Source organism: Neobacillus sp. GCM10023253 (assembly GCF_042653105.1).
GTDB classification, from domain to species: domain Bacteria; phylum Bacillota; class Bacilli; order Bacillales; family Cytobacillaceae; genus Neobacillus; species Neobacillus citreus.
Window position 1 is genome coordinate 495,429 of record NZ_JBHSHV010000003.1, and the last position, 22,382, is coordinate 517,810.

The 22,382-nt window shown below is 42.6% G+C and carries 20 protein-coding genes, 1 tRNA gene and 1 pseudogene; 14 read left to right on the top strand and 8 right to left on the bottom strand.

What is annotated here, in order from left to right; genetic code table 11:
* Positions 1 to 72: 72 nt before the first annotated feature.
* Positions 73 to 692: pseudogene (gene wrbA / locus ACFPA1_RS02855) on the top strand (NAD(P)H:quinone oxidoreductase).
* A gap of 113 nt (positions 693 to 805) precedes the next feature.
* Here wrbA and ACFPA1_RS02860 read toward each other — a convergent pair.
* Positions 806 to 1,393: a hydrolase gene (locus ACFPA1_RS02860; protein WP_241113833.1), complete on the bottom strand. Its 588-nt coding sequence runs from the start codon at positions 1,391 to 1,393 to the stop codon at positions 806 to 808.
* A 476-nt stretch (positions 1,394 to 1,869) separates the two neighbouring features.
* Here ACFPA1_RS02860 and ACFPA1_RS02865 point away from each other — a divergent pair, with 476 nt between their 5' ends.
* The gene (locus ACFPA1_RS02865) at positions 1,870 to 2,358 is read left to right on the top strand and encodes a CBO0543 family protein (protein ID WP_213140683.1); all 489 of its coding nucleotides are present in this window, start codon (positions 1,870 to 1,872) and stop codon (positions 2,356 to 2,358) included.
* 16 nt (positions 2,359 to 2,374) lie between these two features.
* Entirely contained in the window at positions 2,375 to 2,527 is a 153-nt protein-coding gene (locus ACFPA1_RS02870) for a hypothetical protein (RefSeq protein ID WP_241113831.1), read from the top strand.
* Here the strand turns inward: ACFPA1_RS02870 and ACFPA1_RS02875 are convergent.
* From ACFPA1_RS02875 to ACFPA1_RS02890, 4 genes are all read right to left on the bottom strand, one after another.
* A complete protein-coding gene (locus tag ACFPA1_RS02875) occupies positions 2,507 to 2,797 on the bottom strand; it encodes an HXXEE domain-containing protein (protein ID WP_213140682.1) in 291 nt (96 codons plus the stop codon). The genes ACFPA1_RS02870 and ACFPA1_RS02875 overlap by 21 nt on opposite strands.
* Positions 2,754 to 2,978, bottom strand: coding sequence for an HXXEE domain-containing protein (locus ACFPA1_RS02880; protein WP_378581167.1), 225 nt, complete (start codon positions 2,976 to 2,978; stop codon positions 2,754 to 2,756). The genes ACFPA1_RS02875 and ACFPA1_RS02880 overlap by 44 nt, the downstream gene beginning before the upstream one ends.
* Before the next feature lie 168 nt (positions 2,979 to 3,146).
* Positions 3,147 to 3,220: transfer RNA gene (locus ACFPA1_RS02885), tRNA-Arg, on the bottom strand.
* 63 nt (positions 3,221 to 3,283) lie between these two features.
* The gene (locus ACFPA1_RS02890; RefSeq protein ID WP_213140680.1) at positions 3,284 to 4,027 is read right to left on the bottom strand and encodes a TIGR02206 family membrane protein; all 744 of its coding nucleotides are present in this window, start codon (positions 4,025 to 4,027) and stop codon (positions 3,284 to 3,286) included.
* A gap of 248 nt (positions 4,028 to 4,275) precedes the next feature.
* Here ACFPA1_RS02890 and ACFPA1_RS02895 point away from each other — a divergent pair, with 248 nt between their 5' ends.
* From ACFPA1_RS02895 to mutL, 3 genes are all read left to right on the top strand, one after another.
* Complete coding sequence (locus ACFPA1_RS02895; protein WP_378581169.1) at positions 4,276 to 6,114, top strand: M6 family metalloprotease domain-containing protein; 1,839 nt, start codon at positions 4,276 to 4,278, stop codon at positions 6,112 to 6,114.
* A gap of 447 nt (positions 6,115 to 6,561) precedes the next feature.
* Positions 6,562 to 9,204 (top strand): DNA mismatch repair protein MutS, encoded by a 2,643-nt coding sequence (gene mutS / locus ACFPA1_RS02900; RefSeq protein ID WP_378581171.1) that lies wholly within the window; start codon positions 6,562 to 6,564, stop codon positions 9,202 to 9,204.
* Between the two features lie 21 nt (positions 9,205 to 9,225).
* A complete protein-coding gene (gene mutL, locus ACFPA1_RS02905) occupies positions 9,226 to 11,151 on the top strand; it encodes a DNA mismatch repair endonuclease MutL (protein ID WP_378581173.1) in 1,926 nt (641 codons plus the stop codon).
* 11 nt (positions 11,152 to 11,162) lie between these two features.
* Here the strand turns inward: mutL and ACFPA1_RS02910 are convergent, their stop codons facing one another.
* Positions 11,163 to 11,912, bottom strand: coding sequence for a hypothetical protein (locus ACFPA1_RS02910; protein WP_378581175.1), 750 nt, complete (start codon positions 11,910 to 11,912; stop codon positions 11,163 to 11,165).
* A gap of 227 nt (positions 11,913 to 12,139) precedes the next feature.
* On the opposite strand from ACFPA1_RS02910, the gene ACFPA1_RS02915 reads away from it, so the two are divergent.
* Positions 12,140 to 12,493: a hypothetical protein gene (locus ACFPA1_RS02915; protein WP_241113828.1), complete on the top strand. Its 354-nt coding sequence runs from the start codon at positions 12,140 to 12,142 to the stop codon at positions 12,491 to 12,493.
* A 142-nt stretch (positions 12,494 to 12,635) separates the two neighbouring features.
* On the opposite strand, the gene mreBH is transcribed toward ACFPA1_RS02915, so the two are convergent.
* Entirely contained in the window at positions 12,636 to 13,643 is a 1,008-nt protein-coding gene (gene mreBH / locus ACFPA1_RS02920; protein ID WP_378581177.1) for a rod-share determining protein MreBH, read from the bottom strand.
* Positions 13,644 to 13,958: 315 nt separating this feature from the next.
* Here mreBH and miaA point away from each other — a divergent pair, with 315 nt between their 5' ends.
* The 3 genes from miaA (at position 13,959) to spoVK (ending at position 16,328) form a co-directional block, all read left to right on the top strand.
* Positions 13,959 to 14,915: a tRNA (adenosine(37)-N6)-dimethylallyltransferase MiaA gene (gene miaA / locus ACFPA1_RS02925; RefSeq protein WP_378581852.1), complete on the top strand. Its 957-nt coding sequence runs from the start codon at positions 13,959 to 13,961 to the stop codon at positions 14,913 to 14,915.
* 27 nt (positions 14,916 to 14,942) lie between these two features.
* Positions 14,943 to 15,173: an RNA chaperone Hfq gene (gene hfq, locus ACFPA1_RS02930; protein ID WP_213140673.1), complete on the top strand. Its 231-nt coding sequence runs from the start codon at positions 14,943 to 14,945 to the stop codon at positions 15,171 to 15,173.
* Between the two features lie 204 nt (positions 15,174 to 15,377).
* Positions 15,378 to 16,328 carry a stage V sporulation protein K gene (gene spoVK, locus ACFPA1_RS02935; protein ID WP_213141294.1) on the top strand — a complete coding sequence of 317 codons (951 nt, stop codon included), beginning with the start codon at positions 15,378 to 15,380 and terminating at the stop codon, positions 16,326 to 16,328.
* A gap of 139 nt (positions 16,329 to 16,467) precedes the next feature.
* On the opposite strand, the gene ACFPA1_RS02940 is transcribed toward spoVK, so the two are convergent.
* On the bottom strand, positions 16,468 to 17,076 hold the full coding sequence (locus tag ACFPA1_RS02940) for a trimeric intracellular cation channel family protein (RefSeq protein WP_213140672.1): 609 nt from the start codon (positions 17,074 to 17,076) through the stop codon (positions 16,468 to 16,470).
* 161 nt (positions 17,077 to 17,237) lie between these two features.
* Between ACFPA1_RS02940 and hflX the strand changes: the two genes are divergently transcribed.
* From hflX to glnA, 4 genes are all read left to right on the top strand, one after another.
* Positions 17,238 to 18,494, top strand: coding sequence for a GTPase HflX (gene hflX, locus ACFPA1_RS02945; protein WP_378581180.1), 1,257 nt, complete (start codon positions 17,238 to 17,240; stop codon positions 18,492 to 18,494).
* Positions 18,495 to 18,508: 14 nt separating this feature from the next.
* Positions 18,509 to 19,780: an aminotransferase class I/II-fold pyridoxal phosphate-dependent enzyme gene (locus ACFPA1_RS02950; RefSeq protein ID WP_378581182.1), complete on the top strand. Its 1,272-nt coding sequence runs from the start codon at positions 18,509 to 18,511 to the stop codon at positions 19,778 to 19,780.
* Between the two features lie 801 nt (positions 19,781 to 20,581).
* Entirely contained in the window at positions 20,582 to 20,956 is a 375-nt protein-coding gene (locus tag ACFPA1_RS02955) for a MerR family transcriptional regulator (protein ID WP_213141293.1), read from the top strand.
* 27 nt (positions 20,957 to 20,983) lie between these two features.
* The gene (gene glnA / locus ACFPA1_RS02960) at positions 20,984 to 22,318 is read left to right on the top strand and encodes a type I glutamate--ammonia ligase (RefSeq protein ID WP_213140669.1); all 1,335 of its coding nucleotides are present in this window, start codon (positions 20,984 to 20,986) and stop codon (positions 22,316 to 22,318) included.
* The last annotated feature ends 64 nt before the right edge of the window (positions 22,319 to 22,382 follow it).

Below are 22,382 nucleotides of genomic sequence, written 5' to 3' on the forward strand. Positions count from 1 at the left end.
AAATTAATGTAGAGCAATACTGATTCGGTAATTTGCTCATTTTTTTCATAAAAGAAAAGGAGAATGAGAACGATGTCAAATGTAAAGCTTGCCATCATCTACTATAGTTCGACAGGTACAAATTATCAATTAGCTCAATGGGCTGCAGAGGGAGCACAGGAGTCTGGAGCAGAGGTTAAGGTCTTAAAAGTACCAGAATTAGCTCCTCAATCTGTGATTGATTCTAATCCAGAATGGAAGAACTATGTTGAGGAAGTTGCGGTATGTGTTCCGACTGTATACTTGGTGATTTAGAATGGGCAGATGCCATTATTTTTAGTGTACCAACCCGATTTGGTAATATGCCATCTCAAATGAAACAGTTCTTAGATACAACAGGTGGTCTTTGGTTTAATGGAAAACTTATCAACAAAGTGGTAAGTGCAATGAGCTCTGCACAAAATTCACACGGTGGTCAGGAAGCCACAATATTATCATTATATACGACGATGCATCATTGGGGAGCCATTATTGCAGCACCAGGGTATACAAATCAAGTCATTTTCGGGGCCGGTGGAAATCCGTATGGAACCAGCGTAACAGTAGATCAGTCAGGTAAGATGGTTGAAGATGTCCGTGCCATTCAAGATGCCGTGAAACATCAGGCAAAACGCACTGTTACCATAGCAGGATGGGTAAAAAAAACAAATTAATAATTTTTTAATAAAAACTAATCGGGCCTCCGGTTAGTTTTTCTGTCTTTATCCAAAAATCTTAAAAATTGTAAACTAATAATAGTCTTCAGCAAAATCACTAATCCCTTTTCTTACGTAATAAGTCCAAACATCTCGTTAGCATAAATAACTCCCAATCCGTAAGCACCTCCGTGCTGTCTAACAATATCGAGTGTCCCATTGTAGGTTTCTTTATGAGCCCAATCACGTTGTAACTCCAGCAAATATTGTAGCCAAGTAATTGGGGTTGCTCCAGCTTGTGTCATACGTATGACGGCCATGTCGTGGGTCTCTTTACTCACCCCACCTGAGGCATCCGAGACAAAATACACTTCATATCCGTCAGAGATAGCGCTCAAAACCGGTTCAAGCAAACATACCTCTGTCCAAAGACCGGCGATTACTATTTTTCGTTTCCTATATTCATTGATTTGTCTTACTACTCTGGGATCCTCCCATGCATTCATCGTTGTTCGATCAATAGGTATTTGATCAGGAAAGACTGATTGGATTTCTGATAAAATTTTACCGCTGAAAGTTGCCGCGGTTATTGATGTCAATATAGTAGGGATTCTGAATAATTTCGCGGTTTTTGCCAATCCGGCAATATTGTTGCGCAGGAGTGCACTATCATGTGATTGGACCGAAAAAACCATTTGCGGTTGATGGTCGGTTAACATCAGGATATGGTCAGTCGGAGTAAGCAAACGCCGAAATTGGCGGCCTGATGTCGTTCTCTTTGAACTTCCGGGGACTCCGGAAGGAATACCATAAAAATGGTTATTACAAAATGGGCACCTATAAACTACAGGTTTCATGTTAATTCCTCCAGAGTTTTTGGGACTAAAAATTTAATTCTTCAAAGTATATGCATAAAGACCATACGGGGTGATTTACTCTTGTTAATAAAATTTCCTCACTATTTATATCCCCATATTGTTCTAGGCAGGAATGGAAGTCACATTTATGTAACACATTTGTTTTTGATTTCAATTACCATTCAAAAGGTTAAAAAAATCATGAGTCAACGACCTAATCCATAGAAACGTTTCGTTAGTTTTCTTTTAAAAAAAATTCTAAAAACTACCTGTATTAAAGATTTGTTTTGGGCAATTTAAGGTTATCACGATTACAGAAAATGAGAGGATGTTAATAGGTGGAGAAAAAGTTGTTAAACTTATTACTAGCAGTATGTATTGCTTCTTTTCCATTTTTATTCAAGGGACCAAAAATGAGAGAAAATCTTTTGATTTTTTTCTCAAAAGGTGTTATTGCTACTCTAATTGATGCTTATGTTGTTGGAAGACAAAAACTTGAATATCCAGTTCGTCCTTTTCCAAAAATTTTTAAAACGAATATTATTTATGACATGTTATTTTTCCCGATTTTAAGTGTGATCTGGGTAAAGATCTCGTATAATGATAATTTCGGTAAAATTTTGTTAAAAAGCTTAATTTTTAGTGTACCAATGAGTGTGGGGCAATGGATTATGGAAAAGTACACCGGTTTATTTAAATGGAAAAAATGGTCACCTTTCCATACATTTGTCAGTGTTAATTTCACACTGTTTACAATTAGAGGGTTTATTGGGTTAATAAAAATTTTAGATAAGTTAAAAGGCAAACAGGAAATAACCGAATCTTAAAGTACGGATGATTCATTTGGACAAAGGAATCGGGATGAGCCAAGAGCAAATCGACCGCCTTGGCTCCCCGTATTATTCCTTAAAGGAAAGCGGGACGGGGCTCGGAGTGATGGTAAGTTACAAAAGGGTTGGGAACCTTCATTTTGTATTAGACAGAATACCGATTTAATTTTTGTCCTAGAAGATTCCCTATTAGAAAAATTGGTATCATCAAAACAGTGAGCGGAATACTTTTGAATAGTAACTGTTTGTCGATGAAACCTAGTTCGAACAAGCGGTAATATGTTAGAAAAGAATAGGGAATTACGATGAATAAAGCTGTTATAACACCAGGCGTATAATCACGAAAAATGATTGTTTGACCAACATGGGAAAATGCCTGGAGAAAAAACAGATTAAATATAGTCAGAAATACAAGGAAGTTTGGCAGATTTCTCACCCAACCTTTTTTTAATGGTTAGTATAAGCTTGGCGAAGAAACTATCCGGAATCTGTTTTTTGTACTTTGTTATAAAACTCTCAATAGTTATGATCTCTTCCAAGGAATGGAACATAAACATGATAGGGAATAACCAGATAATGATTTCAATATTGATAAGTTTATGAAATACCTCAATCATAATAATCCTCCTGACCTAATTCGGCAACCGAAGCATGTCTAATAATTTATTTTTATGTTCTGAAAGGAATTTCATTACTTATATATTGAACAAACTAACCGAGTGTTTTAGAAAAACTAAGAGAGCAAATCAAAAACACCCTTGCATCGGCAAGGGTGTTTGTATGTACGTCCCGAAGAGGATTCGAACCTCCGACCTACAGTTTAGGAAACTGTTGCTCTATCCTGCTGAGCTATCGGGACAAATAAAAATTAAGGAACGTTTATTATTATAATTCGAACATCGAAAAAGGTCAATAATGAAGTTTAGCGAATTGGCAGTTCTTTTATTTTTTTGGTGTTTCCGTTACCTTTTTCCCGGAAAATTAACCAGACGATAAGACTTAGCGAGATTAACAGCCCTTCAAGCGATAAAATATAGTATGGATATGGCCCCAAGACGTCTAATAAACTTGCTGTTTTCGGTTTGTGGCTTAAATACATATAATTTCCGCCCACAAGTTTATTGATCCACATGATGATTGGCATCAGCACATTTAAGAAAACAAAAAGCTTTACGACAGACCAAATAGTTGGGCGGTAGCCCTTAACCCAAGTGAAATAGAACACTACCCAGATGTCCATCAAATGTGTGTAAAAGAAATGAAAGAAACGAAAATGTGGAAAGTCAAAGTTTAAGGCTGGGGTAAAAATGGCCTGTGACGCGCCTAATAGGGCTGTGAACAACAAAATTTCATATATGATTTTCTTCCTAGTTAGTAACAAAAGTACAGTCAAAATTAAGCTGATGCTGCAGAGTTCTAATGGAATAGCGTGACTAACGTCCCAGTCTCCGTTTATATACATCCAGAAATGATAGGTCAGTTCTATTAAAATTAACGAGACCGCTGCTCCAATCTCTACCTTTCTCCATTTGTTGTTGTCGAAAAATTTTCTCCGATTTACAAAAATTGCAGTGGATCCTGCTAGTAAGATGGCAATGATCATCCAATGACTGATTGAGAACATTTCGAAATCAAAGTCTTTATAGCTGCCCCCAAACCAATCCATTGATACCATCTCCTTTTCCCATTCGATTTTAAATACTTCTAAGTATATTATGACCGTTTTATATTCTGCTTGTAAGGACCTATCGGTTTGCAAATTATTACAAAATTTTACAATAGTGTTTCCGAATTTGTATCGTAGGTCTTACATCTTATAAAAATTGAAAACGTTACCAAAGTTGCGGGAATTAAGTGCCTTTTGACTACTGGAAAAATTTGATATGTTTGAATAGTACGATTTTATTAGGAGGGATGCTCTTGTTAAAAGTATTATCGAAAACCGGTCTAACATTGGCGTTGGCAGGAAGTATTGCATTGGCGGGATTCCAGCCGGGCGGAGAAGCAAAACAGGCTTCTAGTACATATGGTTTAAGTTTGGCCCATTATGTAGGTGCGGCTCCGGAACTAGCTGAAAAAGCTAAGAAGCTGGGAAAAGATCTTTCAAAGGTTGACCCTGCAGAAAAACTGGCAAATCAAGGGGCAAAATTCCAGCAGGCCGGAGACAATCATGTTGCTTACCGTGATGCAAAAGGTGATGTGCCTGTACTTGTTATTTTGGCTAAATATAAAGATGGTGACGAGCCGATTGGGGACCTGAAAGGACAGGTGCCAGCGCATTACTATGAGGATTTGATTTTTGGAACAGAGTATAATCCGTATGAATTACCATATTTCTCTCAATATGCAGAATATAAAGGCGTACCAGCACCAACGGACCGTACAATGCAAAATGCTTATACCGAATCTAGTAATGGTAGAATTAATCTTGTTCACGATGGTAAACAATTAGTTTGGGTAGAGTTGCCCCACGGAGCCTCCTACTATTTAGACCAGGAAGGTAAGTTCGCTGAAAATGGGAAATATGTTTTAGGTAATGTGAACGGCGATGCCCATACAGGTGAGTTCATCCGCGACTTATTAAAGGCTGCCGATGACCAAATTGATTTTTCAAAGTACGCTGTAAAAGGGGAAGTTCCGAATGTGTTCGTCATCCATGAAGGAACCGGTGCGGAGTGGAGTGCAGACCCTGCTCAGTTCTGGTCTCATAAGTGGAATCTATTAAGTGCGTTGTACTATGGCAAATACTATGAAACTGGTAAACCAGCTGATGTATATGCTGGAATGAGCCAAGGGGCTTGGATTAATAAAACGATTGCGGAAGACATGACCTACGACGGAGTTATCGTCAATAACTACAACATTCAGCCAGCCATCGGCGGGAACGTAGCTGGATTTAACGAAGCTACAGGCGGATATGATGAAGCATCGAAAACGGGTCCATATCCTGCTACTGCCGGGGTTTATGCCCATGAATTCGGCCACGCTTTAGGATTGCCGGATTTCTATGATACGGCATACTCATCTGAAGGAGTAGGAAACTATTCCATGATGGCAGGTGGCTCTTGGATGCGATATCCGGACAGCGGCGCGTATTCCGGTAACTCACCGACCCATTTTGATCCTTTTTCAAAAATTTTCTTAGGATGGGCTGAGCCGATTGAGGTTAAACCTGGGGATGGTGTACAAACAATTACCTTGCCGGCAATTAGTAGATCTGCTGCGAATAATGGCATCGTTAAAATGGAAGTGCCAGGCTCCAATGGAACAGAGTATTTCTTGTTTGAAAATGTCCAGCAGGACGGCTTTAACAAAGGGCTAATTCGCCAAGGTTCTGATTCGCACGGTTTAGTAGCATGGCATGTTGATGAAAATATCATCAGCCTCTATCAGACCGCCGGTTTCCGTCCGAATAACGTGGAAAACTGGATGAACAAACGCTTCCAATACAACCAGTCAGCGAAAGCCGGTGACGGCACAGTTGTTACTCACTACGGATTATCTGTCGTGCAGGCGGACGGAAAATATGACTTAGAGAAAAATAAAAACCGTGGTGATGCAGGGGACTTCTTTAAGACAGGTTCCAAGATTACGCCAACTACGTCCAATGTTCACACAGGTTCATACTATTTCTGGAAGGGCAATAGCGCGACACCAGCCGATTCTGGTATCCATGTAACCGATATCAAAGAGAATGGTGATGGTTCCATTACCGCGAAGTTCTTCTATAGTGCGAATGAAGGTACAAAATAAAAAAACAAAGAAACCTGGGCTTTTATTTAGCTCAGGTTTCTTTATTATTGTTTCTTCTAATATCTAGGAAGAAGTCTGTTATATAAATGATCGATTTTTAACGCCCGAACAGCACAAGGAAACAAGTCGCCGGTCGTTATGAAGGGCTCATAACGCCCGAACAGCACAAGGAAACAAGTCGCCGGTCGTTATGAAGGGCTCATAACGCCCGAACAGCACAAGGAAACAAGTCCCCAGTCGTTATGAAGGCTCATAATGCCCAAACTGTCACTGCAATCCTGACTCTGGTTGATTAGATTTTACCTTTTAGAAGTATATATCATCGATAACCTGAAGAATTTTTTAACAGCAATAGAGATAGTTTTTTCTACCAACAAAATATCCCCCCATTTATGGTATAATTGTTTGTCGAAGATAATCGAAAGTTTTTAAACGGTGGAGGAAATTATGACAGCATACACGCCGATGATACAGCAATATTTAGCAGTTAAGGCAGATTACAAGGATGCCTTTTTATTTTTTCGTTTAGGCGACTTTTATGAAATGTTTTTCGAGGATGCCATTAACGCATCCCAGGAATTAGAGATAACCTTAACCAGCCGCGAAGGCGGTACAGAGGAACGGATTCCGATGTGCGGCGTTCCTTACCATTCAGCGGCCAATTATATTGAACAATTAGTTGCCAAGGGCTACAAGGTAGCGATTTGTGAGCAAACAGAGGATCCGAAGCAGGCAAAAGGAGTCGTGCGTCGGGAAGTGGTTCAGTTAATCACCCCTGGTACGGTGATGGACGGCAAAGGGTTAACTGATAAAGAGAATAACTATATTGCCTCGGTTACCGCTTTCGACGATACCACATTCGGACTAGCATATAACGATATTTCCACAGGTGAAAGCAGAGTAACCCTACTGACCAATTTTGACGAGGTCCTGAACGAGCTCGCTGTTTTAGGTGCGAAGGAAGTCGTCGTTGCAAGTAATTTTGACGGCGAACTTCAGAAGAAGATGCGCGAACGCGATGTACTGGCCATTTCTTTTGAGGATAATAGTTCAATAGAGATGAATTTTGCCAACCTGCTCGAGGATTTGAACCAGGATAAACTGAAGCAGACGGCAGCAAGGCTGTTTCACTATCTATACCGCTCGCAAAAGAGAAGCCTTGACCATCTTCAGCCCGTCACAACCTATCAAATCCATCAATTTATGAAAATTGATTACTACTCGAAGCGCAACTTGGAATTAACTGAGACGATTCGCTCGAAAGGGAAGAAAGGTTCCTTATTATGGCTGTTGGATGAAACGATGACAGCGATGGGCGGCAGGACATTAAAGCATTGGATTGACCGGCCCTTGATTGACCGTGAACAAATAGATCATCGCCATACATTGGTGGAAGTTCTCATGAACCATTATTTTGAGCGTCAGGAGCTTCGTGAAAAACTAAAGGAAGTTTATGATTTGGAACGATTGGCGGGCCGTGTTGCCTTTGGTAATGTAAACGCCCGTGATTTGGTGCAATTAAAGTATTCGCTCCTGCAGGTACCATTTTTAAAAGAAATTCTTCTCAACATGCAGGATTCCAGAGTGAACGAAATCGCTGAAAAATTGGATCCGTGTGAAGAAGTCACCGATTTATTGGAGCAGGCGATTGTCGAGAATCCGCCGCTTTCGTTAAAAGAAGGAAATATCATCCAGGACGGCTATAATGACCAGCTTGACCAGTATCGTGATGCCAGCCGCAACGGCAAAACGTGGATTGCCCAGCTGGAGCGGGAAGAGCGCGAGAAAACTGGTATCAAATCCTTAAAGGTCGGTTACAACCGTGTGTTTGGCTATTATATAGAAGTAACAAGAGCGAACCTTCATCTCCTTGAGGAAGGCCGATATGAGCGGAAGCAGACCTTAACAAATGCGGAACGCTTTATTACACCTGAATTAAAGGAAAAAGAAGCGTTAATTTTGCAAGCGGAAGAAAAAATTGGCGAGCTTGAATACGAGTTGTTTACGGAAATCCGCGAAACGGTGAAGGAATACATTCCGCGCCTGCAAGCTTTGGCGAAAACCGTGAGTGGGCTGGATGTGCTGCAATGCTTTGCCCAGGTGAGCGAAGATCGCCGCTATGTGAAGCCGCAGTTTTCATCAGAACGCCGGGTTGTCGTGAAGGACGGCCGTCACCCTGTGGTTGAAAAGGTGTTAAATACACAGGAATATGTGCCGAACGACTGTTTGATGGACGGCGACCGTGAAGTGCTGCTGATTACCGGTCCAAATATGTCCGGTAAAAGTACGTACATGCGCCAGATTGCGTTGACAGCTATCTTAGCGCAAATCGGCTGTTATGTACCGGCTTCAGAAGCAGTGCTGCCGATTTTTGACCAAGTCTTTACCCGCATCGGGGCAGCGGATGATTTGATTTCCGGACAAAGTACCTTTATGGTGGAGATGCTTGAAGCGAAGAATGCCATCGCAAATGCGACGCAGAACAGCTTGATTTTGTTTGATGAAATCGGCCGCGGGACGTCCACATATGACGGGATGGCATTAGCGCAGGCGATCATCGAGTATATTCATACTCGTATCGGGGCGAAAACTCTATTTTCGACGCACTATCACGAATTGACGGTATTGGAAGCAGAGCTTTCCAAACTGAAAAATATCCATGTCAGCGCGATTGAGCATCATGGCAAGGTTGTCTTTTTACACAAAATTAAGGAAGGTCCAGCGGATAAGAGCTATGGAATTCATGTGGCTCAGCTGGCCGAACTTCCGGCTGAATTAATTGCAAGGGCAAAAGAGATTTTGACTGCTTTTGAACAGCAACCGGGAGGTCCTGGGGAAGTGAAGGAACAACGAGTGGCCGAGGCTGCTCCGGCTGCAGTTCAGGAATCAATGACAGCGGCGGCTGACCAAGTTGTTCCAGACCATCTCACCCAGCTCTCGTTCTTTGATGAACCGAAGGAAACGAAGAAACCAGAGCTTTCTACCAAAGAAAAGAAGGTTCTTGATAAAATTAAGGAACTGGATTTATTGGATGTGACACCTCTCCAGGCGATTAACGTGTTGTTCGAACTGCAGAAGAAATTAAAGTAGTTTTTTTAGGAGGCGGAATGCATGGGGAAGATTATCCAGCTAGATGATGCCCTGTCTAATAAAATAGCGGCGGGTGAAGTAGTCGAACGCCCCGCCTCTGTTGTCAAAGAATTGGTTGAAAACGCCATTGATGCCGGCAGTACGGTGGTTGAAATTGAGGTCGAAGAAGCGGGACTAGCGAAAATCCGCATCACCGATAATGGTAATGGAATCGAAGAGGATGACGTTTTGCTGGCTTTTCAGCGTCATGCCACGTCAAAAATAAAAAATGAAAATGACCTGTTTCGGATACGGACACTAGGTTTCCGTGGTGAGGCCCTGCCGAGTATCGCCTCTGTTTCGAGACTTGAGCTGAAAACCTCAACCGGTGAAGGTGCCGGGAATCGCGTAGTGATTGAGGGCGGCAAGGTTGAAATTTTTGAAAAAGCATCAAGCAGACGGGGAACGGATATTACCATCACCGATTTGTTTTTCAACACGCCTGCGCGCTTGAAATACATGAAGACGATTCACACAGAGCTAGGGAATATCACCGATGTCGTCAACCGCTTGGCCCTTTCTCATCCCGAGGTGGCGTTCCGATTGATTCACAATGAGCGGAAGCTGCTGCAAACGAACGGAAACGGCGATGTCCGCCAGGTTCTTGCCTCCATTTACGGCATGAGCATCGCCAAACAGCTGGTGCCGATTTCGGGAAAATCGCTGGATTATAAAGTGAGTGGATTTGCATCCATGCCTGAGGTGACCAGGGCTTCAAGGAACTATATCTCGACAATGATTAACGGCCGTTTTATTAAAAATTATTCGCTGGCTAAGGCGATTACCGAAGGGTATCATACGCTGTTGCCGATTGGCCGGTATCCAATCGTGCTTCTCAATATTGAGATGGATCCGCTGCTCGTCGATGTAAACGTTCACCCATCGAAAATGGAGGTCCGCTTTAGTAAAGAAGCGGAAATGAACGAACTGGTCACTTCTATTATAAAAAATGCGTTTAAGTCGAAGATACTGATTCCAACAGCCTATACGAAAAGAGAGGAACCTAAAACGGAGCAGACGGCTTTAGCGCTCGATGAGGGGACTTCTCCTGCACGTTCTTCCTCTGGCTTTGGCGGGGAGCGGCCGACTGCTGTTGCTGAGCCATTTTTTACAAAAATGAAAGAAGAACCCGTGCGGGAAACTGACTTTTCGAATAGGAAAGAGGAATTCGTCCCGCAACCTGAAGTTGGAATTCCTTACTTTAGGGAAATGGAAAAAGTTAAACCGACTAGTGAAAGGGAATATGATTCATTTGAAGATGAGGAAATTCCTCAACACGAGCCCGAGGATTACCCTGAAGTGGAGCCAGCTGTAGAGACAGAGAGCAGGGTCCCACGGATGTATCCGATCGGGCAAATGCACGGAACGTATATTTTTGCACAAAATGAAAATGGCTTATATATCATCGATCAGCATGCTGCGCAAGAACGGCTTAAGTATGAGTATTTCCGAGAAAAAGTCGGTCGGGTTGCTCCGGAGCTGCAGGAGATGCTGGTCCCGTTGACTTTTGAATATTCAACTGATGATTATATTAAAATTACCGAGCATAAGGATGAGCTTGAAAAGGTCGGTGTTTTCCTTGAAGAGTTCGGTATCAATAGTTTCATTGTCCGCTCCCACCCTCAATGGCTGCCAAAGGGGCAGGAGAAGGAAATCATTGAGGAAATGGTTGAACAGCTGCTATTAATGAAAAAAGTGGATATTAAAAAACTCCGCGAGGAAGCGGCAATCATGATGAGCTGTAAAGCCTCCATCAAGGCGAACCGCCATTTGCGGGATGATGAGATCCAAGCACTTCTCGACGATCTGCGAAAGGCGTCCGATCCGTTCACCTGCCCGCATGGCAGGCCGATTATTGTACATTACTCTGTGTACGAGATGGAGAAAATGTTTAAACGTGTGATGTAGACTTAATTAGCTTAGTTGCGAAACGGGACATATGGCCCTAGATACGGAAATGCCGGTGGATATCCGTAGAGCGTTGGGATCAAATGATAGTAGTGATGTCCAACGTGGATGTAATTATGATTCTGGTGGATGGGTTGGTTCCAAGGACCAACCATAGGTGCATGGACACCTGAGTAAATTGCCCAGTTTGGTCCGGTTATGATATGGGTCATGCTATCACCAACTTTTTGGATTTTTACATTATATGTATTTATAAGAACAGTCGCCAAAAGAAAACTAAGGTCCAATTCGGGAGTGAATTGGGCCTTTTTTGTTTGTAATAAAGAGGGGGGATGGCTATTTTGCCTGAGAGCCTGTATCGATGGGGTGAAGGGTAAAAATAGAGCCGTTATTTTGCCCGTGGGCAAGTGTCGGTTAGGGAAACGGTAAGAATAGGGCGCTTTATTTTGCCCGGGAGTCAGAATCAGATGGGTGAAGGGTAAAAATAGAGCCGCTATTTTGCCCGTGGGCAAGTGTCGGTTAGGGAAACGGTAAGAATAGGCACTTTTATTTTGCCCAGGGGTCAGAATCAGATGGGTGAACGGTAAAAATAGAGCCATTATTTTGCCCGTGGGCAAGTGTCGGTTAGGGAAACGGTAAGAATAGGCCGCTTTATTTTGCCCGGGAGTCAGAATCAGATGGGTGAAGGGTAAAAATAGAGCCGTTATTTTACCCGAAAAATGTCTCTTATATGAAAATAGGTAAAAATAACCCTTTACCAATGAGATATTAATCCAAAAAGATTGCGAAAATTGCAACAAAATAACCTTAAAACGTATTGGAATGATTTAACATTGGTGAAATAATAATATTGTAAGGATTGACCATTTGAAAAAATGGGGGTATTGCCTTGATTGCCTTTAGTCTATTAAGTATATTTTTACCTGCAGTTTTGCTTATTTTTATTGTTGTTTCTGTAGTGAAATACAAAGACAAGGGGGGAGAGGCTGTGATTCGCCATCTTTATACGTATTTGGTGTTATTTGCAACCCTGATGATGGTCATCGGAGGCGGGATCTCGATTTTTATGGCAGCCGCTGATTTGATTAGTCCGCCGGGCTATTATCAAAGCTATGAAGATTTTAAAATGATGAAAGAAAGCGGTAAGATTTCGAATGAAAATGGAGAGAAATTGACTGAGAAAGAACTTCGTGCGAACTACGAACAGGCCGTCGAAGATCAAAAGAACCGAACACGAGAGCAAGCCAAGAACCAAATTATCAAAAGCCTAGGATTCATCATTATTCCGCTGCCGATTTTTCTATATTTTAATAGTTTACGAAAAAAACAGAGTGATATTTAAATAAAAAAAGCCGCATTCTCCTTCGAATATATGAGAGAATGCGATTTTTTTATTAAAAAACTAAAATTGCCATTTTAAAACTAACTTCTAGTTTGAGATATCAAATATATCAGCGATCCCGTTTTTCAATCCAAAAATACCTCTATTTCACCGCAACCTGAATCTTACTCATATATTGCAACGCCTTCCCGGTGCCGATGGCGACTGACTCAAGCGGACTAGGTGCCAGCTGGACAGGTACAAAAATTTCACTGCTCAGCCATGCCTCCATCCCGTTCATAAGCGCACCGCCGCCCGTGATAATCACACCGCGATCGACGATATCACCGCTTAACTCGGCCGGGCTATCTTCAAGTGTGGCGCGGATGACCTCTAAAATATGAAGTAGAGATTCCTTCATCGCCGCCCGAATTTCGTAGGATGATAATTTAATGGTTTTTGGCAGACCAGTCAGCAGGTCGCGGCCGCGGACATCCATGAACTTTTCTTCATGGTCGATTAACGCAAAACCGATTTCCATTTTCACATTTTCTGCCGTTCTTTCACCGATTAACACATTGTATTCTTTACGGACATGCTGAATAATATCATCATCAAGACGGTCGCCGCCAATTTTAATCGAATGGTAGGCTACCACGCCTCCGAAGGAAATAATCGCAACCTCTGTGTTGCCGCCGCCGATATCCACGACCACATTGGCAACCGGCTCGTCGATCGGCATGCCTGCACCAATTGCCGCTGCTACCGGCTCCTCAATCAAGGTAATTTTCTTGGCTCCGGCGTTACGGACGGCATCTTGAATCGCCCTTCTCTCAACACTTGTCGAACCGGAAGGAATACAGACTACAACATTCGGCTTCCGCATCGCAAAGCCAATCTTTTTAGAAGCCATTTTCAAGATTTGTTTAAGCATTTCTGTTGTAACATCAAAGTCGGCAATGACACCATCTTTTAACGGACGTATCGCCACGATTTTTTCGGGAGTTTTCCCGATCATTTCTTTCGCTTCTGTACCGACAGCGACGATATTTTTCGAAACGGTATCTATGGCCACAACGGATGGCTCGTTTACGGCAATCCCCTTATTTTTGCTATAAACCAATGTATTTGCAGTACCTAAATCAATTCCAATATCAAAAGTAGATAACATTCTATTCACCTAATTTCTAATTTTTCTTCATCCAATGACAAAATGCGATTAATTTTTACAAAATATCCTACGTACAAGCCTACCATGAATCTGGGGGTGGAAAGCGCTTTGTAAAATAACCGTTATCTTTTTGTAAATAGACGAAATGTAATTCATACATTTGAAATATAAATTCCTCTTCAAAAAGTGCATAGAAAAGAATATTATTGTATATACTTATTTGATGTTCAACTGCTTTTTAAAATTATGATACGATAAAGGAGAAACGCCCCAACAGGCGTCGATTGTAAAAAGGGATAAGGCAGTGTGAAAAGATTGGAATTAAATCAGAAATTATTAGTGATCATCGGACCAACCGCTGTGGGAAAAACAAAGCTGAGCATTGAAATGGCTAAATCTTTCAATGGCGAAATCATCAGCGGGGATTCGATGCAAATTTACCGCGGCATGGATATTGGAACGGCGAAAATCAGGAAAGATGAAATGGAAGGGATTCCGCATCATTTAATTGATATAAAGGAGCCGGATGAAAATTTTTCCGTTGCTGAATTTCAAACCCGTGTTCGAGCCAAAATAAAGGAGATTGCCGAAAAAGGGAAACTGCCCATCATAGTTGGCGGGACAGGGCTTTATGTTCAATCTGTCATATATGATTATCAATTTTCCGATGCTTCTGGAGATGACGAATTCCGCAGGCAGCTCGAGGAACGGGCGAATAGAGAAGGGAATGAGGCTCTCTACAAGGAACTCTCCGAGGTTGACCCGGAAAGTGCCGCTGAGATTCATCCTAATAATCTCAGAAGGGTGATTCGTGCTCTAGAAATCTTCCATCTTACAGGAAAAACCAGACAGGAATTTCAAAAATCTCAAGCGCCGGACCTGCTATACCAAACCGCCCTAGTCGGATTAACGATGGACCGTGATAAACTTTATGAGCGAATCAATGCCCGCGTCGATTTAATGATGCAGGAAGGGCTATTGGACGAGGTAAAGGGACTGTACGAACAGGGTTTGCGCGACTGCCAATCCATTCAGGCAATAGGCTACAAAGAGATTTATGACTATCTTGATGGTAAAATATCATTAGAGCAAGCTGTCGAGAACCTAAAGCAAAACTCGCGGCGTTATGCCAAACGGCAGCTGACATGGTTCCGCAACAAGATGGAGGTTGAATGGTTTGATGTAACAAATGTGAACAGCTTCGCAAAAAAATTCATGGAAATTTCACAATATGTTGAAGGAAAGCTTCAAGTAAAATCGAATACATATTAGTAGAGATAAAAGAGGAGGATATACAAAATGAAAACAACAATCAATATTCAGGACCAATTTTTAAACCAATGCCGGAAAGACAATACCAATGTGACGGTATTCCTTTTGAATGGCTTCCAGTTAAGAGGCTGTATCAAAGGCTTTGATAATTTTACGGTTTTGTTTGAATCAGAGGGGAAACAGCAATTGGTTTATAAGCATGCCATTTCAACCTTTGCACCGCAAAGAAATGTGCAGTTGGACTTGGAAAATCAATAAATCTTCACCCGTGGGCCCATACAATTTGGGCTCTTTTTTTTATTTTTTTCAAAAGAAAACTTTTTTAATGAATTTCCCGAACGGTGAATACAAATAGAATGAAGGATTATGATTTTCTTGAAATAACTCACCACAAACAAGAAAGGCATACATTCCTGCAAGCTAATTTACGTATCCTGGTTGCGTTTAGGAGAGGTGAAGGCTTTGGATCAACCGATTCGTATGAAAAGCAATGGCCAAATAAGCGTTTCTCTCAACTCCCAAAAAAGAAAAACAGTAACGAAGACGTTAACTGATTTTCAAGTTGCTCCAAAGGTTATTCCCCCTGAGCATTCCGCCTTAAAGGAAATCGAAGAGGAACTTGGTGCTTTGGTTGGCATGGAAGAAATGAAACGAACGATAAAGGAAATTTATGCATGGATTTATGTCAATAAAAAGCGCGAAGAAATGGGTCTCAAAGCAAAAAAGCAAGCTCTTCATATGATGTTTAAAGGTAATCCGGGAACGGGGAAAACCACAGTCGCACGGCTGATTGGCAAGCTTTTTCAAAAAATGAACGTGCTAACGAAGGGACATTTAATCGAAGCGGAGCGGGCTGACCTCGTTGGGGAGTATATCGGCCATACAGCACAAAAGACGAGGGACTTGGTAAAGAAAGCTCATGGCGGGATATTGTTTATTGATGAAGCTTATTCCTTAGGACGCGGCGGCGAAAAGGATTTTGGCAAAGAAGCGATTGATACTCTCGTGAAGCATATGGAGGATAAACAGCATGAGTTTGTCCTCATTTTAGCCGGCTACTCAAGAGAAATGGATTATTTTCTATCGTTAAATCCAGGGCTCCATTCCCGTTTTCCATTAGTAATCGATTTCCCGGATTACAATATTGGACAATTAATGCAAATCGGGGCGAAAATGCTGGTGGAAAGGGAATATTCGTTAAGCCATGAGGCAGAAAAGAAAATAAAGGATCATTTAATATGGGTGAAGTCTGTCTTAAGCCCCAATCATTTTTCCAACGGGAGATACGTCCGCAACATCATTGAAAAATCGATTCGGGCCCAGGCGATGAGGCTGTTATTGCAAAACAGTTATGACCGGCACGAGTTGATGACGATTCGCAGTAATGACTTGGTGTTTGATGAGGATGGTTAAATGAAAAAATCGACGAGGGCTTTCCCCGTCGATTTTTTTATTGTCTAGCTGCAAAAGTAATGCTTCGAGAGCATAAGCTACGCACGACTAAAAGCGATAGCTTTTAGGAGGAGCGCCTGGTCAAGGCTTGCAGCTTTTCTTAGTTCATCCGCTGCAAGCCGTGTGTCGGCAGCTTCCAGTCGTATGTGTAGGAAAGGACACGAAGCGCTGTTACGATAATGAACAATGTATACAATTCCCAAGATTGTGTGGCTATTTTAAGCCCGATGAGGAGCCCGGCAAGAATCGCCCAGACTGCATAGATCTCAGAACGCAGCACAATCGGCTTTCTTCTTGCCAATAAATCTCGGATAATACCGCCGCCGCTTCCTGTTAATACGGCTGCAACGATCACCGCGCTTAGCGGATGATTCATATTTGCTGCGTAAATGGCACCTTGGATAGCAAATGCTGACAGCCCGATGGCATCGGTGAAATTTCCCCACTTTTGCCAGTGTTTTAAAAGATTAGTTGGAAATAAGAATACGGCCGTGATCGATAATATAGCAACCTGAAAAAATAACCCCTGTTCCCAAATAGCTGAAACCGGTACACCTATTAAAAGATTGCGAATCGCTCCGCCGCCAAAAGCGGTGACAATCCCCAAAATATATACTCCTAAAATATCATATTTTTCTTCCATGGCCACAATCGCGCCGCTGACCGCAAAAGCGATAGTGCCAATCATGCTTAATACTTCCCATGTCATTTCGTTCCGCTTCTCTCTGATGTATATTTCTTTTTATAAACAATAAAAATTTTATCACGATACTCCAAAATTACAATAAAAAAGTATTGGGAAAATTAGAGTATCGGAGTGTTTTTTGTTAAGATGGAAATTAGAGCTTTAACGGAAAGGAAGGATGCCGTTTGGAACAAAGAGAAACAAAGGAAAAAGCCATTCTGGTCGGCTGCCAAATCGATGATGACGACCTAAGGTTTCAATATTCAATGGATGAGTTAGGATCCTTAACGGAAACGGCGCAAGGAGAAGTATTGGCTTCGCTTGTCCAAAAGAGAGACCGTCTCCATCCAGCAACGTACATAGGTAAAGGAAAAGTGGAAGAATTATCAGCGCTTGTGGCCGAATTGGAGGCTGACTTGGTCATTTTTAATGATGAGCTTTCTCCAAGTCAGAAACGGAATTTAGCTTCCGCAATTGAGGCGCGTATCATTGACCGGACCCAGCTGATTTTAGATATTTTTGCACAAAGAGCCCGTTCTAAAGAAGGTAAGCTTCAGGTAGAGCTTGCCCAGTTACAATATATTCTGCCGCGTTTGGCTGGACAGGGTACGGCATTGTCACGTCTTGGCGGGGGAATCGGAACAAGAGGTCCAGGGGAAACGAAACTGGAGTCCGACCGCCGTCACATCCGCCGCCGTATCGATGACATCAAAGGCCAGCTTTCGGTGGTCGTGCAGCATCGCGAGCGTTACCGCGAACGCAGGAAGAAAAATAAAGCCTTTCAGGTTGCCATTGTCGGTTACACGAATGCCGGGAAATCGACGCTTTTTAACCGGCTTTCCGAGGCAGATTCATATGAAGAAAACCAGTTGTTCGCCACGCTCGACCCGATGACTCGAAAGCTGATTTTGCCAAGCGGCTTCTTGTCTTTAATTACTGACACCGTTGGCTTCATTCAGGACTTGCCGACCGCGCTGATCGCAGCCTTCCGCTCAACTCTCGAAGAGGTAAAGGAAGCCGACCTGCTGCTTCATGTTGTCGATATGTCGAATCCGGATTATTTTCAGCATGAAAAAACGGTTAATAAACTTCTTGAAGACTTGGATGTCAAAGATATCCCGCAATTGACCGTTTATAATAAACGCGATATCAAGCATCCTGATTTTGTTCCGACCGCCGACACGCCGACAGTGTTCATCAGCGCTTATAATGAAGAAGACCGTCATGTGTTAAAGGTAAAAATCGAGCAGCTTGTCGTGGGCATGATGGAACCATATGAAGTAATGGTGCCTTCTACAGAAGGAAAGCTCTTGTCGCAATTAAAAAATGATACAATTCTCAGGGAACTTACTTTTGATGAAGAAACTCAAGACTACCGCTGCAAAGGGTATTCCCTAAAGGATCATCAAATAACAGGCCAATTACAGAAATTCAATGATTAAAGGGAGTTAACAGCATGTTTCAACACTTGAAAAATGGGGAAAAGCTTCAGCCGATTGTAAAGGAAGTCGAAAAACAAATTACTGAAGTACATAATTCTATAGAGGAGCGCATTGAATCCAATCAGTTCCGAGTTTTACAAAGCTTTCAAAAGCACCGGGTAAGTGATTCTCACTTTATTCCTTCTACTGGTTATGGTTACGACGATATCGGCCGCGATACGTTGGAATTAGTGTATGCGGATGTCTTTGGTGGAGAGACGGGGTTAGTTCGCCCGCAGATTATTTCTGGAACTCATGCCATTTCAATTGCGTTGTTTGGTGTGCTTCGCCCCGGCGATGAACTTTTGTATATTACAGGAAAACCTTATGATACCCTTGAGGAAATCGTCGGAATTCGCGGGAATGGAGTAGGTTCCCTAAAGGAATTTGGAATTTCCTATGACAGCGTTGCATTGACCGATGAAGGCGGGATTGATTGGGAAGGAATCGCTCGAAAAATTAAACCAAATACGAAAATGATTGGCATCCAGCGCTCAAAGGGGTATGCAGTCCGACCATCGTTTACGGTTGCGGAGATTGGTGAAATGATCAGTTTCGTAAAGGAAATCAAGCAGGATGTTGTCGTGTTTGTTGATAACTGCTATGGAGAATTTGTTGAAGATGTGGAGCCTTGCCATGTCGGGGCTGATTTAATGGCGGGGTCATTGATTAAAAATCCAGGCGGCGGCCTTGCTAAAACTGGCGGCTATATCGTTGGGAAAAAACAGTGGGTGGAAGCCTGTTCTTATCGGATGACCTCTCCGGGAATCGGTGCGGAAGCGGGGGCTTCTCTTTATAGTTTGCAGGAAATGTATCAGGGTTTTTTCTTGGCGCCGCATGTGGTTGGGCAGGCTCTGAAAGGTGCTGTTTTTACCGCTGCCATGTTGGAGCGACTGGGGATGAATTCTTCTCCGCGCTGGGATGCGCGGCGGACGGATTTGATCCAATCTGTTCAATTTGATGACCGGGATAAAATGGTCGCTTTCTGCCAGGCCATCCAATTCGCCTCACCGGTGAATTCTTATGTGACTCCGCATCCAAGCTACATGCCTGGCTATGAGGATGATGTCATTATGGCCGCAGGAACCTTCATTCAAGGTGCAAGTATTGAACTGACAGCAGACGGCCCAATCCGCCCTCCATATGTCGCTTATGTGCAGGGCGGCTTAACCTATGCCCACGTGAAAATGGCTGTATGTTTAGCTTTGGATCATTTGGTTGAAAAAGGGTTACTGGATTTGGAATAGGGGAAAATTGTATAGGACTTATATGAGCCCGATCGCTTGAAGGAGTGGTTGGTTCGGTAGCATATAGGACTTATATGAGCCCGAACGCTCGAAAGAAGGGCTGGAACGGTAGTATATGGGTCTTATATGAGCCCCGAATTCTTGAAAAATCACCGGTTGGGTAGGGTAAAGCCTTATCTGTGGGCAGATTGGCGAATTAGGCGGCTTCATAAGACCCGAAGCAAAGAAGATATTACCAATTCAGTCGTTATGAACGCTTCATAACACCCGAATCAAAAAGAAAAATCCCAATTCAGTCGTTATGGAGGCCTCATAACGCCCGAAACAAAGAAGATAATACCTGTTCAGTCGTTATGAGCGGCTTCATAACGCCCGAAGCAAAGAGGAAAATACTAATTCAGTCGTTATGGAGGCTTCATAACGCCCGAAGCAAAGAGGGAAATCCTAATTCAGTCGTTATGAGCGCTCCATAACGCCGGAAGCAAAGAGGGAAATCCCAATTCAGTCGTTATGACCGCTCCATAACGCCGGAAGCAAAGAGGGAAATCCCAATTCAGTCGTTATGACCGCTCCATAACTCCTCTACCAGAGGAATCCAAGGAGGTTCGGTCGTTATCAATGAATCATCACTCCTCTTGCCAGGGTTTACAGTCAAAAATTACGATTATAAGAAACTATTAAAAAACCATGTTAGATTATCTTACATATCATTGACATATTTCCTAACACCAAATATAATACAAATATAAATTAGCAAAAGGGAGGAGAAAATTGGTGAGTGGAAAAGAAATTCGCCGATCAATGCCATTGTTTCCCATCGGTACAGTGATGCAACTGACCGAACTTACCGCCAGGCAAATTCGCTACTATGAAGAACACCAATTGATATCTCCGGCACGTACGGAGGGAAACAGGCGACTTTACAGCCTAAATGACATTGACAGGCTGTTGGAAATAAAAGACTTAATTGACCAGGGAATCAATATGGCTGGCATTAAGCAATTATTATTGGTTAAAGAACAGCAAGAGTCGCTGCTTGAACAGCAAGCGAAAAGTGCAAAGCGCGAGGTTACCGATGATGAGCTGAGGAAACTTCTTCGCAATGAACTGATGCATTCAAACAGACTGAATCGTTCGTCATTGAGACAAGGAGATCTTTCACGCTTTTTTCATTAATTTTTAATAAAATTGGAGGAATTGCAAATGCCGAAGTACACAAGAGAAGATATTCAACGCTTGGCTAAAGAAGAAAACGTTAAATTTATCCGCCTTCAGTTTACTGACATTCTTGGAACCATCAAAAACGTGGAAATTCCAATCAGCCAGTTAGAAAAGGCACTTGATAACAAAATGATGTTTGACGGCTCCTCTATCGAAGGGTTCGTACGTATTGAAGAATCTGATATGTACCTGTACCCAGATTTAAACACTTGGGTAGTATTCCCTTGGACTGCTGAAAAAGGGAAAGTGGCCCGCTTAATCTGTGATATTTACAATTCAAACGGAACACCATTTGCCGGAGACCCGCGCAATAACTTAAAGCGTGTATTAAAGGAAATGGAAGAGCTTGGCTTCACTGACTTCAACCTTGGGCCTGAGCCAGAATTCTTCTTATTTAAATTAGACCAAAAAGGCGAGCCAACTTTGGAATTGAACGACCAAGGCGGATACTTTGACTTAGCTCCAACAGATCTTGGTGAAAACTGCCGCCGTGATATCGTGCTTGAGCTTGAAGAAATGGGCTTCGAAATCGAAGCATCCCACCACGAAGTAGCACCTGGCCAGCACGAAATCGACTTTAAATATGCAGATGCTCTTACAGCATGTGACCAAATCCAGACTTTCAAGCTAGTTGTAAAAACAATTGCCCGCAAGCACGGCTTGCATGCAACCTTCATGCCAAAGCCATTATTCGGCGTGAACGGTTCCGGAATGCACTGTAACGTTTCCTTATTCAATAATGGTCAAAATGCATTCTTTGAGCCAACAGGCGACCTGCAAATGAGCGATACTGCACGTCAATTTATCGCTGGTGTACTAAAGCATGCACCATATTTCACAGCAGTTACCAACCCAACTGTTAACTCTTATAAGCGTTTGGTTCCAGGTTACGAGGCACCTTGTTATGTGGCATGGTCTGCACAAAACCGTTCACCGCTTGTTCGTATCCCTGCTTCCCGCGGCTTGAGCACACGGATTGAGGTTCGCAGCGTGGACCCTGCAGCAAACCCATACCTAGCACTCGCTGTCATTTTAAAAGCAGGTCTAGATGGAATCAAAAACAATTTAACTCCTCCAGCACCAGTTGACCGGAACATCTATGTGATGACGAAAGAAGAAAGAATCGAAGAGGGCATCATCGATCTTCCAGCAACATTGGCAGCAGCACTTGAGCTATTGAAATCAAACGAAGTTATCGTTTCTGGCTTAGGCGAGCATATCTTCGAACACTTTGTGGAAGCTAAAGAGATTGAATGGGATATGTTCCGTACCGTCGTTCACCCTTGGGAACGCGAACAATATATGAGCATGTATTAATATGATGAAAACCCCCTGACGCTAGGCGTTAGGGGGTTTTTGCTACTTTTTTGTTCGAGAATCG